15 protein-coding genes are annotated in these 13,228 nt (G+C 66.1%); 7 read left to right on the forward strand and 8 right to left on the reverse strand.

The window, feature by feature from the left end:
* Nucleotides 1-70: 70 nt before the first annotated feature.
* Entirely contained in the window at nt 71-790 is a 720-nt protein-coding gene (locus A3K89_RS02795; RefSeq protein ID WP_068421460.1) for a ferritin-like fold-containing protein, read from the reverse strand.
* A 345-nt stretch (nt 791-1,135) separates the two neighbouring features.
* Here A3K89_RS02795 and A3K89_RS02800 point away from each other — a divergent pair, with 345 nt between their 5' ends.
* On the forward strand, nt 1,136-2,767 hold the full coding sequence (locus A3K89_RS02800) for a DEAD/DEAH box helicase (protein WP_174551349.1): 1,632 nt from the start codon (nt 1,136-1,138) through the stop codon (nt 2,765-2,767).
* Nucleotides 2,768-2,778: 11 nt separating this feature from the next.
* Nucleotides 2,779-4,047: an Rv3212 family protein gene (locus A3K89_RS02805; RefSeq protein WP_068421462.1), complete on the forward strand. Its 1,269-nt coding sequence runs from the start codon at nt 2,779-2,781 to the stop codon at nt 4,045-4,047.
* Here A3K89_RS02805 and A3K89_RS02810 read toward each other — a convergent pair.
* The gene (locus A3K89_RS02810) at nt 4,023-4,820 is read right to left on the reverse strand and encodes a ParA family protein (protein ID WP_068421465.1); all 798 of its coding nucleotides are present in this window, start codon (nt 4,818-4,820) and stop codon (nt 4,023-4,025) included. The two genes, A3K89_RS02805 and A3K89_RS02810, sit on opposite strands and share 25 nt — an antisense overlap.
* Before the next feature lie 115 nt (nt 4,821-4,935).
* A complete protein-coding gene (locus A3K89_RS02815; RefSeq protein ID WP_068421628.1) occupies nt 4,936-6,417 on the reverse strand; it encodes a DHA2 family efflux MFS transporter permease subunit in 1,482 nt (493 codons plus the stop codon).
* 328 nt (nt 6,418-6,745) lie between these two features.
* On the opposite strand from A3K89_RS02815, the gene A3K89_RS02820 reads away from it, so the two are divergent.
* On the forward strand, nt 6,746-7,372 hold the full coding sequence (locus A3K89_RS02820; protein WP_068421629.1) for an acid phosphatase: 627 nt from the start codon (nt 6,746-6,748) through the stop codon (nt 7,370-7,372).
* On the opposite strand, the gene A3K89_RS02825 is transcribed toward A3K89_RS02820, so the two are convergent.
* Nucleotides 7,369-7,791 carry a hypothetical protein gene (locus tag A3K89_RS02825; protein WP_068421469.1) on the reverse strand — a complete coding sequence of 141 codons (423 nt, stop codon included), beginning with the start codon at nt 7,789-7,791 and terminating at the stop codon, nt 7,369-7,371. The genes A3K89_RS02820 and A3K89_RS02825 overlap by 4 nt on opposite strands.
* A 183-nt stretch (nt 7,792-7,974) precedes the next feature.
* Between A3K89_RS02825 and A3K89_RS02830 the strand changes: the two genes are divergently transcribed.
* Complete coding sequence (locus A3K89_RS02830; protein ID WP_068421472.1) at nt 7,975-8,931, forward strand: diacylglycerol/lipid kinase family protein; 957 nt, start codon at nt 7,975-7,977, stop codon at nt 8,929-8,931.
* A 287-nt stretch (nt 8,932-9,218) separates the two neighbouring features.
* The gene (locus A3K89_RS02835) at nt 9,219-9,473 is read left to right on the forward strand and encodes a WhiB family transcriptional regulator (RefSeq protein ID WP_026347946.1); all 255 of its coding nucleotides are present in this window, start codon (nt 9,219-9,221) and stop codon (nt 9,471-9,473) included.
* A gap of 129 nt (nt 9,474-9,602) precedes the next feature.
* Here A3K89_RS02835 and A3K89_RS02840 read toward each other — a convergent pair whose 3' ends face one another.
* Entirely contained in the window at nt 9,603-11,081 is a 1,479-nt protein-coding gene (locus A3K89_RS02840) for a sensor histidine kinase (protein ID WP_068421630.1), read from the reverse strand.
* 19 nt (nt 11,082-11,100) lie between these two features.
* Nucleotides 11,101-11,316 (reverse strand): biotin/lipoyl-binding carrier protein, encoded by a 216-nt coding sequence (locus A3K89_RS02845; protein WP_068421475.1) that lies wholly within the window; start codon nt 11,314-11,316, stop codon nt 11,101-11,103.
* Nucleotides 11,317-11,411: 95 nt separating this feature from the next.
* Here A3K89_RS02845 and A3K89_RS26770 point away from each other — a divergent pair, with 95 nt between their 5' ends.
* Nucleotides 11,412-11,486: a 50S ribosomal protein bL37 gene (locus tag A3K89_RS26770; RefSeq protein WP_110293457.1), complete on the forward strand. Its 75-nt coding sequence runs from the start codon at nt 11,412-11,414 to the stop codon at nt 11,484-11,486.
* A gap of 69 nt (nt 11,487-11,555) precedes the next feature.
* Here the strand turns inward: A3K89_RS26770 and rsrA are convergent, their stop codons facing one another.
* On the reverse strand, nt 11,556-11,867 hold the full coding sequence (gene rsrA, locus A3K89_RS02850; protein WP_068421478.1) for a mycothiol system anti-sigma-R factor: 312 nt from the start codon (nt 11,865-11,867) through the stop codon (nt 11,556-11,558).
* Nucleotides 11,864-12,523: a sigma-70 family RNA polymerase sigma factor gene (locus A3K89_RS02855; protein WP_068421633.1), complete on the reverse strand. Its 660-nt coding sequence runs from the start codon at nt 12,521-12,523 to the stop codon at nt 11,864-11,866. The genes rsrA and A3K89_RS02855 overlap by 4 nt, the downstream gene beginning before the upstream one ends.
* A gap of 204 nt (nt 12,524-12,727) precedes the next feature.
* On the opposite strand from A3K89_RS02855, the gene ybaK reads away from it, so the two are divergent.
* Complete coding sequence (gene ybaK, locus A3K89_RS02860; RefSeq protein WP_068421480.1) at nt 12,728-13,222, forward strand: Cys-tRNA(Pro) deacylase; 495 nt, start codon at nt 12,728-12,730, stop codon at nt 13,220-13,222.
* Nucleotides 13,223-13,228 lie beyond the last annotated feature (6 nt).

A 13,228-nucleotide genomic window follows, 5' to 3' on the forward strand; every position in this document is an offset into this window, starting at 1 on the left:
CGGACCGACCCACGCGCGCGACTGGCACGTGCTGTCAGCGAACACGCGCACGGCCGCACGACGAGAGAACTCAGACGAGGCCGAGGACCTTCATGCGTTCGGCGTGCTGCTCCTGCATGCGGTCGAACAGCGCAGCCACGCCGTTCAGATCTCCCGACGCCGTGATGACGAGATCGGTCAGTTCCTCGCGCTGGGCCAGCACGTACTGCGCCTGGGTGATCGCTTCACCCAGCAACCGCCTGCCCCACAGCATCAGTCGCGCCTTGTCCTGCGAGCTGGCTTTCACTCGCGTCGAGACCTCGTGGACGACGAACTCCGAGTGGCCGGTCTCGGCGAGCACCTCGCGGACCGTGGTAGCGACGGCCGGATCGAGGGTGTGCGCGATCTCGCGGTAGAAGTCGGCGGCCAACCCGTCGCCGACGTGCGCCTTGACCAGCGTTTCCATCCAGGTCGACGGGTTCGTCGAGGCGTGATATTCGTCGAGCGCGCGAACGTACGGGTCCATGGCGGTGTAGACGTCGATGCCGCGATCGGACAGCGCCTGCACGAGGGTCTCGAAGTGGTTCATCTCGGCGGCGGCCATGCTCGCGAGTGCGACGCGTCCCTGCATCGTGGGTGCCATGCGTGCGTCCTCTGCCAGACGGTAGAACGCCGAGATCTCGCCGTACGCCAGCACAGCCAGCAGCTCGGCGACACCGGGATGGTCGTACGCGATCCGAGGTTCGTCGGTATCGCTCCCGACCGTTGTCGACGGGTCGGTGGTCACGGCGTCTGGCGAGTGGGCTCCCATGACGGCAATCTTAAGGCTCGGACGCGCCCGTCACATGTGTCGTTCGGGCATGCGAAAGCTCACACCGTCCTGCCACGTCGACGCGGTGGTCGGACGCCTCGATACCCGCTTCGCGGGCTCGGCAAGTTACCATGGTCCTCGGATCGACGCGCGGACCGAAGACACGGACCGATTTTCACCGCGAAGATTCACGACAATGTGTGCGCACCCGCCCCGGGTCGCTCCGACTGCTTCGCCGATCGTGTGTCTATTTCCGACACGGCTGAGGCTCGCTGCGACATCACATCGGGACGAGGGCATCGACTTCGGCCGGCAATAGGCCTGTGCCCTTCTTCGTGCGTACGTGTGACCACGAGGAAGGCCAGAACCCTGAGCAAGATCATCGTCGACCAGGAAACCGAGACCGGCGACACCACGTTGTCCGCACAACTCGACGACACACACGTTCCGCCCACATTCGCCGAACTGGGAGTTCGCGACGACATCGTCCGCTCCTTGAAAGAGATCGGCATCGAGCGCACCTTCGCGATCCAGGAGTTGACGCTCCCGCTCGCGCTCGCAGGCGACGACCTCATCGGCCAGGCACGCACCGGCATGGGCAAGACGTTCGGATTCGGCGTGCCGTTGCTGCATCGCGTCGCGACCACCGACTCCGGTACGACGCCGCTGGACGGCACCCCCCGAGCTCTGGTCATCGTGCCGACGCGCGAGCTGTGCATCCAGGTCAGCGCCGACCTCGCCAACGCGTCGAAGCACCTGAAGTCGTCGAACGGGCCGGTGAAGATCCTGTCGATCTACGGCGGCAAGCCGTACGAGACGCAGATCAGCGCGCTGCAGAAGGGCGTCGACGTCGTCGTCGGCACGCCGGGACGACTCCTCGACCTCGCGAAGCAGGGCCACCTGATTCTCGGCAAGATCGGAGTCCTCGTACTCGACGAGGCCGACGAGATGCTGGACCTCGGTTTCCTACCCGACATCGAACGCATTCTCGGCATGGTCCCCGACGGACCGTCGGCGGGGTCGACCCACGCGGGCCGTCAGACGATGCTGTTCTCCGCCACGATGCCCGGCCCGATCATCACCCTGGCACGCACGTTCCTGACGCAGCCGACGCACATCCGCGCCGAAGAGGCCGAGTCGTCCGCCGTGCACGACCGCACCACCCAGCACATCTACCGCGCCCACGCTCTCGACAAGGTCGAGATGGTGTCCAAAGTCCTGCAGGCGAACGGCCGCGGCGCGACGATGATCTTCGTCCGCACCAAGCGCACCGCGCAGAAGGTCGCCGACGAGTTGCTCGAGCGTGGCTTCGCCGTCGGCGCCGTCCACGGAGACCTCGGCCAGATCCAGCGCGAGAAGGCACTGAAGAAGTTCCGGAGCGGCAGCATCGACGTGCTCGTCGCCACCGACGTCGCCGCGCGCGGTATCGACATCGACGACGTCACCCACGTCATCAACTACCAGTGCCCCGAGGACGAGAAGACCTACGTCCACCGCATCGGTCGCACCGGCCGCGCCGGACGCACCGGCATCGCGGTGACCCTCGTCGACTGGGACGACATCCCCCGCTGGCAGGCCATCGACAAGGCGCTCGACCTCGGCACGCCCGACCCGATCGAGACGTACTCGAGCTCGCCTCACCTCTTCGACGACCTCGACATCCCCACGGACGTCACCGGTTCGATCAAGAAGACGCCGGAACCGAAGGTCGGGGCATCCGACGCAGGCACCGCCGAGAACGACGACGCAGCCGACGCCGACGCCGACGCGGCCCGATCGAAGCCGCGTCGTACCCGCAACCGGACGCGCACGAGGGCAGGCAAGCCCACTGCTCGCCGCGCGGACGCAGGCGAGACCGCCGACAACGGCTCGGAGAGCGCTCCCGCCGACGCCGGCACCGAGGCTGCCCCGCGACGACGCCGTCGTCGTCGCCGCTCCCCCGCGTCGGCCGCACCCGCGCAGACCGCGTCGGAGTAGTCTCTCTCTTCGTGCTGGCACCGGAACGTCGACGGCGATCGGATCTCGTCGCGGCGGCGGTGATCCTCGTCGTCGTGGTGCTCGGACTTGCCGTCGTCTGGCTCAGGAGCGACGCACACGGAACGACGGACACCGTCGCGACGTCGCCGCTCCCCCAGACCGACACCGCGACAGCGGTGCCGACGGCGTTGACCGAGCTCTGGCGCGCCCGGAGTCCCGTCACCCGATCACCGATCGTCACCGGTGCCGCCGTCGTCACCGGGGACGGTGGCACCGTGGAGGGACACGACCCCACCACGGGTGACGTCGCGTGGTCCTACGAGCGGGACCGAGCGTTGTGCGACGTGACCGACGCCTGGAACACGGCGGTCGCGATCTACTCCGACGATCGCGGCTGCTCACAGGTCACCGAGCTCGACGGTGCGACCGGCATGCGGAAGGCACAGCGCACCTCCGATGCCGACGCCGCAGTTCGGACCACCGACGACGGCACGTATCTGACCTCGCGAGGTGACACCCGCATGGAACTGTGGCGGTCGGATCTCGTGCGCACACTCGAGTACGGCCGCGTCGATGCTCCGGTCAATCCGAACTCCCAACCGCGCACCGGTTGCACATTGCTGTCGTCGGCGTCGAACTCCTCGCGCGTCGCAGTGCTCGAACGGTGCCCCGGCGAGGACGCCGCACGTCTGACGATGCTGAACCCGGCGCCGAAGGACGCGCAGCAGCCGGAGGTATACGGCTCGTCCGTCGTCGCAGCGCTCACCGGCCCCGAGGGCGAGATCGACGGCGCCACCGTGTTGGTCGCGTCGGGAGACCGTGTTGCACTTGCCATTCCGGCGTCGCCAGGCGAGCCCGCGCGGGTCGCGATCTTCGACGGCACCGCGCAACAACTGTCGGAATTCGACCTACCCGACGCCGTCGCGGGCGCGGGTCCGTTTCCGAACGACGACACCGTCGTCAAGGCAGCATCGGTGTTCGCGTGGTGGACCGGAACCGCCACGGTCGCGCTGGGACTCGGCGACCTGTCACCCGTCTGGTCGCTGCCGTCCGCGCTCGGCCCGGGAGCGGTCATGGCAGGCAAGCTTCTCGTGCCCGTTCCCGACGGCATCGCAGTACTGGACCCCGGCACCGGTTCGCCGGGCAGCACCATTCCGGTGGATCGGGCCGGCTACACGGGAATGGTCGGTATCGCGGTCGTCGGCGACGTCGTCGTCGAACAACGCGGAGAGACCGTCGTCGCGCTGAGCGCCCCTCAGTCGCCCGCGGCCGGCGAATAGGTCTCGAGTTCCGACCCGTTCCAGTAGGCCAGCAGATTCGCCGCGAGTTCGCGATACGCCTGCGCGCCCTTGCTCTTCCGTCCCGACAGAACGGTCGCGCCCGAAGCCGTGGCTTCGGCGAAACGGACCGTCCTCGGAATCGGCGGCGCCAGGACAGGCAGCGAGTACCGATCGGACACGTCACCGAGAATGTCGCGGCTGTGCGTGGTGCGAGCGTCGAACAGAGTGGGTAGAGCGCCGAGCAGAGCGAGATCGGGATTGGTGATCTGCTGGACGTCCGACACGGTCCGCAACAGCTGGCCGACACCGCGATGGGCGAGCGTCTCGCATTGCAGCGGCACCAGAACCGAATGCGCGGCCGTCAGGCCGTTCAGAGTGAGCACCCCGAGCGACGGCGGGCAGTCGATCACGACGACGTCGAAATCGTCCTGCACCGACGCCAACGCCCGCTTCAGCGCGTACTCCCTCCCGGCTCGCATCAACAACAGCGCCTCTGCGCCCGCGAGGTCGATGGTGGCCGGCAGCAGGACGATGCCCTCGTCGGTCTCGACGACCGCGTCGGACAGCGGCGTGTCACCGGTGAGGACGTCGTGCACCGACGTCTCGAGCTTGTCCGGGTTGTGCCCCAACGAGAAGGTGAGACAGCCTTGGGGATCGAGGTCGATCACCAAGACCCGCTGATCGAGCGCGTGCAGTGCCGCCGCAAGTGATGCCACTGTCGTGGTCTTCGCGACGCCACCCTTCTGATTCGCAACCGCCAGTACAGTCGTCACAGCGTTAGATCCTCGCTTACATCGGCGCTGGTGGCCAGACAAGACGACCGTGGGCGCGTCGCACACCCTTCGAGTCCGGATGGTCGACGCGCCCACAGTGCAGATTCACGACGTGTCAGTGCATGATCACCGGTGCTGCCGAGTCTTTGCCCTCGGACGGGGTGACCTTCTTACGCGGCAGGAAGAACGCGGGGACGAACGTCAGAACGACCAGCACGAGTGCCACGGTGAACGTCGTCGCGAAACCGTCCGCCGAGATGCTCAGCGCCTCGACCGGCGATGTCGCCGACTCGACGCCCTTGAGCTGGTTGGTCAACACGACGGACATGACGGCCGTACCGATGGAACCGCACGTCTGCTGGACGATGTTCATCAGCGTCGATCCGCGAGCCACGCTGTGGTCGGTGAGCGTCTGCAGCGCCGCTGTCATGATCGGCATCATCGTCGAGCCGAGGCCCATGCCCATCACGAACAGCCCGCCGAGCAGCAGGACGTAGGACGTGTCCGGCCCGACCTGTGTGAACACGGCCATACCCGCGGTCACGAAGACCAGTCCGACGAGCACGATCTTTCCCGGGCCGATGCGGTCCGCAAGCGTGCCCGCGATCGGCATGGTCAGCATCGCGCCGAGGCCCTGCGGCGCAAGGAGCAGACCTGCTGCCAACGTGGTCTCGCCGCGAATCTGCAGGAAGTAGCTGGGGAACAACAGGCCGGCGCCCATGAACGCGGTGATGAAGAACAGCGTCGTGACGACTGCGATGGTGAGCGCACGGTTTCGGAACAGTCGCAGATCGATCAACGGGTGCTCGGTGCGCAGAGCATGGAAGACGAACAGCACGATGAGCACTGCACCGACGATGGCCGGGACGAGAACTCGCGTCGCGAACACCGTCTCGGTCTCGGGGATCGACGACACACCGAACAGGAACAGGGCGAGACCCGGCGACAGCATCAGCATGCCCAGGAAGTCGAACGACTCCGACGGTGTCGGTGCGTCCTGCGGCAGAATCACGACGGCGGCGATGAGCGCGACGATGCCGATCGGCACGTTGATCAGGAAGATCCAATGCCAGCTGGCCGCCTCGAGAAGCCAACCACCCAGGATCGGACCACTGATCGGGCCGAGCAGCATCGGCACGCCGAGGACGGCCATGACACGGCCGATGCGCTCCGGGCCCGCTGCACGCGTCATGATCGTCATACCGAGCGGCATCAGCATGCCGCCACCGAGACCCTGGAGCACGCGGAACACGATCAGCGACGTGATGTCCCACGCGAAACTGCACAGGACGGACCCGAGCACGAACAACACGAGCGCAGTGATGTAGAGACGCTTCGTTCCGAACCTGTCCGCAGCCCATCCGGTCAACGGAATGACCGTTGCGAGGGCGAGCGTGTAGCCCGTCATGGTCCACGCGACGGTCGCGTACGTCGCGTCGAACACGTCCATGAACGTCGGCACCGCGACACTGACGACGGTGACGTCGAGAATCGACATGATCGCGCCGAGCACGACGACGCCCGCGACCTTCAACACGGCCGAGTCGAGCTTCTCCGGCTCGGCTGCACCCGGTGGCGATGATCCTGGCTGCGTCATGGGCATCCGTCCTTCTTTTCTTCGCGAGCACGCCGTGCACGCGTCCACTGTGATTCGCGCGCCGCGACATCGAGCATCGGGCGACGAGACGATCGGTCGAACCGTCGGCTGCGTTGACGGGGTTCGAGACGTCCTCACCCGCGTGGAACGGGCGAGAGTGCACGCGTTCCGGCCGACGGGAGACAGTATCGCGTTATCGAGCCGACCACTCAATTCATTTAGCGACCGGATCGGGCCGGACGGCTGTGAGACCGGACACGACGTCCCGTTCGTCCGATTCGGTCGAGCCGGACGCGAAAGCCACAGTGCCGCACGGCACTATATGAGCATGAGCGCAACAGCCAGCGGTGACCACGGACGTGTCGTTCTGCTCCGGCACGGCGAGACCGAATGGGCGACGACCGGGCGTCACACCGGCACGACGGACGTCCCGCTCACGGCCGTCGGCGAGGAACAGGCGGTCGCGGCGGGCACGTTGCTCGGCGAACTCGACCTACGCGATCCGCTCGTGCTGAGCAGCCCACGCGAGCGTGCTCGGCGAACCGCGCAGCTGGCAGGCCTCGACATCGATCGACCGTGGGATGCACTGGCCGAGTGGGACTACGGCGACTACGAGGGCATGACCACGCCGGAGATCCGACAGAACGTGCCGCACTGGACGGTCTGGACCCATCCGTGCCCGAACGGCGAGACGATGGACGAAATCGGCACCCGCGCAGACCTCGTTCTGTCGGTGGCCCTGTCGGCTCTGCCGGAACGTGACGTCGTCCTCGTCGGGCACGGTCACTTCTCCCGAGCACTGCTCACCCGATGGACCGAACTACCCGTGTCCGAGGGCAAACGATTCGCCATGTCCCCCGCCGCGTACTCGGTTCTCGGATTCGAGCACTCGTACCGGCAGATCGCCGTCCACAACATTCACCCGTCCGTCCGGACCGGCAGGCGTGCGAGCTAGCTCTCGTCGTCGTCCTGGCCGTACTCGGCCGCCATCCATCTCGACGACGGCGGACTGAACAGCAGCACGAGAATCGACAGCACACCTGCACCGAGCAGCGCCCCGTACAGCGGCTGGTGTGAATCCGTCAACAGCGCCCACACGACGGGCAGCAGCAGCAACTGAACGACGAGCGCGATGGCACGCCCCCACCGCTTGCCCGCGATCAGCGCGACGCCGGCCGCGAGCACCGCAGCGCCGACGACCGCGAACCACCCGGCAGTTCCGTACCCGTTCGCCGTGGTCCGGTCCGACCCCTCGACGGCACGAACCACGTACACGACCGCGGCGACGAGCGCGACGATTCCCTCCACGGCGACGAGCACTCCCGCGGATCGAAACGTCACGGGGGGCACCTGAGGCAGCGAAGGCGTCGACACTCGGCCAGGATAATCGGCTCGTTCCTGCAGGCTCCACTGCTGGCCCCTTTCCGGTCGTTCCTGCAGGCTCCACTGCTGGCCCCTTTCCGGTCGTTCCTGCAGGCTCCACTCCTGCCTCTCATCCGGTCGTTCCTGCAGGCTCCACTCCTGTCCCCCCAACCGGTGCCGATAGGCTCGGTTCCCGTGCGCGCGCTCCTGATCGTCAATCCCAATGCGACCTCGACCACCCCCGCGGCTCGCGACCTCTTGGCACACGCCCTGTCGAGTCGTGTTCGCGTCACCGTCGCCCATACGACGCATCGCAACCACGCAGCCGAACTGGCATCCCAGGCCCGTGACGACGGAATGGGTCTGGTGATCGTCCACGGCGGCGACGGAACCGTCAACGAAGTGGTCAACGGCATGCTCGGAGTTCCCCTCCCGGCGTCGATGAAATCGGTCACCATCGGTGCGATACCGCCGCTCGCCGTCGTCCCAGGCGGCAGCGCGAACGTGTTCGCCCGCTCGCTCGGCATTCCGTCGGATCCGGTGGCGGCCACGAACCAGTTGATCGACCTGCTGTCGGAACGCTCGAGGCGCACCATCGGACTCGGACATTGCGACAACCGCTGGTTCACGTTCAACGCCGGACTCGGCCTCGACGCAGACGTCTGCCGTGCCATCGACGCGAGCCGCAAGAACGGCAGACCGGTGTCGCCGAGCCGGTACGTCCGGGCGTCGGTGCGCGAGTTCTTTCGTAAGAAAAATCACGAACCGACGCTGACTGTCGACATCCCGGGTCACGATTCGGTAACAGGAGTTCATTACGCTTTCGTTTCCAACTCGAGCCCGTGGACTTACCTGAGCGAACGGCCAGTGCACACCAATCCCGGCACGTCGTTCGAGACCGGACTCGGCCTGTTCGCGATGCGGACGACCAAGGTGTTCCCCAGCTTGAACGTGTCGCGACAGCTGCTGTCGGCCACGTCGGAACCCAAGTCCCGCAAGCTGTTTCGACACGACGACGTTCCTCGCGTCCGCATCACGTCGTCGGAACCGATCGGACTGCAGATGGACGGTGACTATCTCGGCGAGCGCACGGAAGCGGAATTCTTCTCCACACCGTCGGCGTTGGAAGTGGTGGCTCCGAGACCCCAGTGACACCTGCCCGATCGGGTAGTTACGTACCCGTAAGGCAGGGCTCGCCACAACGCCCGAGGCCGGTTTTGCTGGGGAAATCTCAGCAGAATCACCTCCATCGGGGTACAAAGGAGCGCAGGAGGCTTAAGCGAGCCTAACAGAGTGAGCTTGACCACGGACACACGGCTATCTCTTGACTTCCCCTAAGTTCGTGAAAGCATTCACAAGCAACAGTGCGGAAACATTCGATACGCACTCGTGAACTACAGAGAAACTATGGCGCTACGGCGCCCGGTAAGGAGCAGAGGATGGACTGGCGCCACAAGGCCATTTGTCGCGACGAAGACCCGGAACTCTTTTTCCCCGTGGGAAACAGCGGCCCGGCTCTCGCGCAGATCGCTGATGCCAAGGTCGTCTGCACGCGTTGCCCAGTCACCGCAGAGTGCCTCTCGTGGGCACTCGAGTCCGGCCAGGACGCAGGCGTGTGGGGTGGAATGAGCGAGGACGAGCGTCGCGCACTGAAGCGGCGTAATGCACGTACGCGTGCACGCAGCTCCGTCTAGCAACGGATCCCGACGCTCGCTTCGGACGAGCTGATTCGGAGAAAGAACCCGGCTCAGGGGGAGCCGGGTTCTTCTGCGTTCGGGGGGTCGTGTCCGTCGGGCCGGCCGGATGCCCGCGTGGCGGGCGCGTCAGGGCGTGCGGGGACGGCGACCGAGCGGAACACGAAGGGACGCATCGGTTCCCCCGCCCTGCGCGGGATGAAGGCCGAGAGAGCCGTTCAGTTCGACGGACACCAACGTTCGGACGATCTGAAGACCGAGCCCTTCGGACCGCTCGAGCGAGAAGCCGGTGGGCAATCCCTGGCCGTCGTCGTGGATGACGACGTCGAGCCACCGGGCCGACCGGTCGGCGGTGATCAGCACGGTTCCTGCGGTACCTGCCTCGAAACCGTGCTCCATCGCGTTCTGCACGAGTTCGGTCAACACCATCACCAACGGCGTCGCACGCTCGGCGGAGAAGACGCCCAGCTTGCCTGTGCGCTTCACCCGAACTCGCGGATCGACGGTTCCCACGTCGAGCATGATCGGGACGAGGCGGTCGACGATCTCGTCGAGATCGACCTCTTCGTCCACCGACATGGACAGCATCTCGTGGACGACGGCGATCGACGTGACGCGTCGGACCGACTCGCTCAATGCGACCCGAGCCTCCTCGTTCTCGGTGCGACGCGACTGCAGCCGCAGCAGCGCGGCAACGGTCTGCAGGTTGTTCTTCACCCGGTGATGGATCTCCCGGATGGTCGCGTCCTTGCTGAGCAGCGCCCGGTCCCGACGCTTCACCTCGGTGACGTCGCGCACGAGGACGATCGCTCCGACCGAACGGTCGTGAGGTCGCAGCGACAGCGTTCTGATCAACACCGTGGCACCGCGCGCGTCGACCTCCATACGGTGGCCGACGCTTGCCGTCAGAGTCGCCCGGATATGGTCGGCGGCTTCCTGCGAGTCGAACGGGTCGGTGATCAGCGAACGCGTCACCGACGCCAGGTCACGGCCCGACAGTTCCGTCGACAAGCCCATTCGGTGATAAGCGGACAGCGCGTTCGGGCTCGCGTAGACGACGCGTCCCTCGGTGTCGAGGCGGATGAAGCCGTCACCTGCACGAGGCGACGAATTGACGTCCGTGCGCTCGACCGGCGTCGGAAACGTGCCGTCGCCGATCATGCGGCACAGATCGTCCGCGCTGTCGCGGTAGGCGATCTCTAGCGCGCTGGGTGGACGCTGCTGCGTGGGGTTCACATCGCGGGTCAGCACGGCGATCACGTGTTCGCCGCAGCGAACGGGCACGCTGTCCGACCCCCCGACCTCGCCGCGGACGATCTCGCGGCTCACGAGGGAGTCGATGACCGTCGGATGCTGGGATTCGGATACGACGGCCCCGACCATGTCCTCGGTGAACGCCGTCGGGGCGGTGGTCGGCCTGCACTGTGCCACACACAGCACCTTGGCGCCGGGCGCGCCCTCGACGTCGTCGGTGCCGACCCACAGCAACAGGTCGGCGAAGGACAGGTCGGCGAGCAGTTGCCACTCCCCGACCACCCGCTGCAGATGGTCGACGGCCTCACCCGGCAGGTCGGTGTGCTCGGCCAGCAGATCGCTCAGCGTGGACACGGTGTCGACTTCGGATGTGTCAGGCCACGACGGCGATGAGGTCACCCTGCTGGATGACGTCACCGACCTCGACGCCGATCGTCGTGACGGTTCCCGACGTCTCGGCCAGCACCGGAATCTCCATCTTCATCGATTCGAGGACGACGAGGGTGTCCCCGACCGCGACCGTGTCGCCCTCGGCTACGACGATCTGAAAGACGGTCGACACCATCTCCGCGCGCACGTCCTCGGCCATGACTCTCCCTCTCGTTCGTCGCGCTCCACGGCACCCGTGGACGCACACCCGATCACACGTGAAAGACTGTAGTGAATCTACGAGAGGAGCTACACATGGGTAAGCGTGGACGTAAGAAGCGCAGCCGCAAGGGCAACGCAGCAAACCACGGCAAGCGTCCCAACAGCTGACGCGAGCGCCGAGACACGAAAGGCCGGGAAGCACATGGCTTCCCGGCCTTTCTCGTGTTCGTCGGTCGTCTACTCGCTCTCGGACCGCTTGATCAGCACGGTCCGACGGATCTCGATGCTCAGGCGTTCCCGGAGCCCGGACGGCGCCTGCTCACCGCCGCACTTACGCCCGATGAGGCTCTTGACCTTCTCCTCGATCCCGTACGCGGCCAAGCACGACCCGCACTCGTCGAGATGACGCTTCAGCCGGTGCTTGGTGCCTTCGTCGCACTCGTTGTCCAGCATGAGCCACACGTCTGCGATGACTGCGGAGCAGTCCAGCTTCTCGAACTCGCTGTTCGCCGCGTCGGCATCCGGTGTCCTGTCCGCATCCGATGTCACCGCGAAACCTCCTGCTCGTGCACGTCCACCGCTCCGCCTCGATTGAATCCACGCTCACGGGCCACGCCTGCGAGCAGGCCTCTGAGTTGCTTGCGGCCTCTGTGCAACCGCGACATCACCGTTCCGATGGGCGTGCCCATGATCTCGGCGATCTCCTTGTACGGGAATCCTTCGACGTCGGCGTAGTACACCGCCATCCGGAACTCCTCGGGAAGCGACTGCAGCGCTTCCTTGATGTCGTCGTCGGGCAACGAGTCGAGCGCCTCGACCTCGGCCGAACGCAGTCCGGTCGACGAATGCTCGGCGGTCGCGGCCAACTGCCAATCGGTGATCTCGTCCGTCGGATACTGCGCAGGTTGCCGCTGCTTCTTCCGGTACGAGTTGATGTAGGTGTTGGTCAGAATGCGGTACAGCCAGGCCTTGAGGTTCGTGCCCTCGCGGAACGACCGGAAAGCGGAATAGGCCTTGATGTAGGTCTCTTGGACCAGGTCCTCCGCGTCGGCCGGATTTCTCGTCATCCGCAGTGCGGCACCGTACAACTGGTCCAGCATCGGGAGCGCATCACGTTCGAAGCGTTCCGTCAGTTCGGTCTCCGATTCAGCCGCCGCCTGAGCTGTGCGCTCGACTTCCTCCACGCTGATCCCTTCGGTAGCCATGTCCTTCCAGGCTACCGCGGGCGATGTCAGGTCCTTCACGTAGATCGCGCTGCCGTCGGTGGCAGCGCGGACGGGGCGCTCGGTCGTCGATACAGCCACAGCGTCTCCCTTCCTGCTCGTTCGGTACTCGACCCACAAGAACACCGCGAGAGCCCCACCTGTTCCCTGCTCCGTCGAACGAGGACCCGTCGATACAGTGACGCCATGGCCGCAGCGTCCACACCAGCGATCGCCGTCCTTCGCAAGCAGAGGGTCGACCACGAGGTGCACACCTACGATCACGACCCTCGATCGGAGTCGTACGGAACCGAGGCCGCCGACGTCCTCGGCGCCCGGCTGGGCGTCGACAAGTCCCAGATCTTCAAGACCCTGGTGATCAGAAAGCACGACGGAGCCCTGGCTGTCGCCGTCCTCCCCGTCACGACGACTCTTTCCCTGAAAGCCGCCGCCGCCGCTCTCGGCGCACGCAAGGCCGCGATGGCCGAACGCGCCGAAGCAGAGCGTTCCACCGGCTACGTGTTCGGTGGAATCTCGCCCCTCGGCCAGAAGCGAGCGCTGGCGACCGTCGTCGACGAGTCCGCGCTCGGATGGGACCGGGTGCTCTGCAGCGGCGGGCGTCGTGGACTCGAGATCGAGCTCGATCCGCACGACCTGGTGCGACTCACCCACGCCGTGACGGCGCCCATCGGGGCGAGCTGAAGCTCG

The organism is Rhodococcoides kyotonense (assembly GCF_001645385.1).
Taxonomy (GTDB): domain Bacteria; phylum Actinomycetota; class Actinomycetes; order Mycobacteriales; family Mycobacteriaceae; genus Rhodococcoides; species Rhodococcoides kyotonensis_B.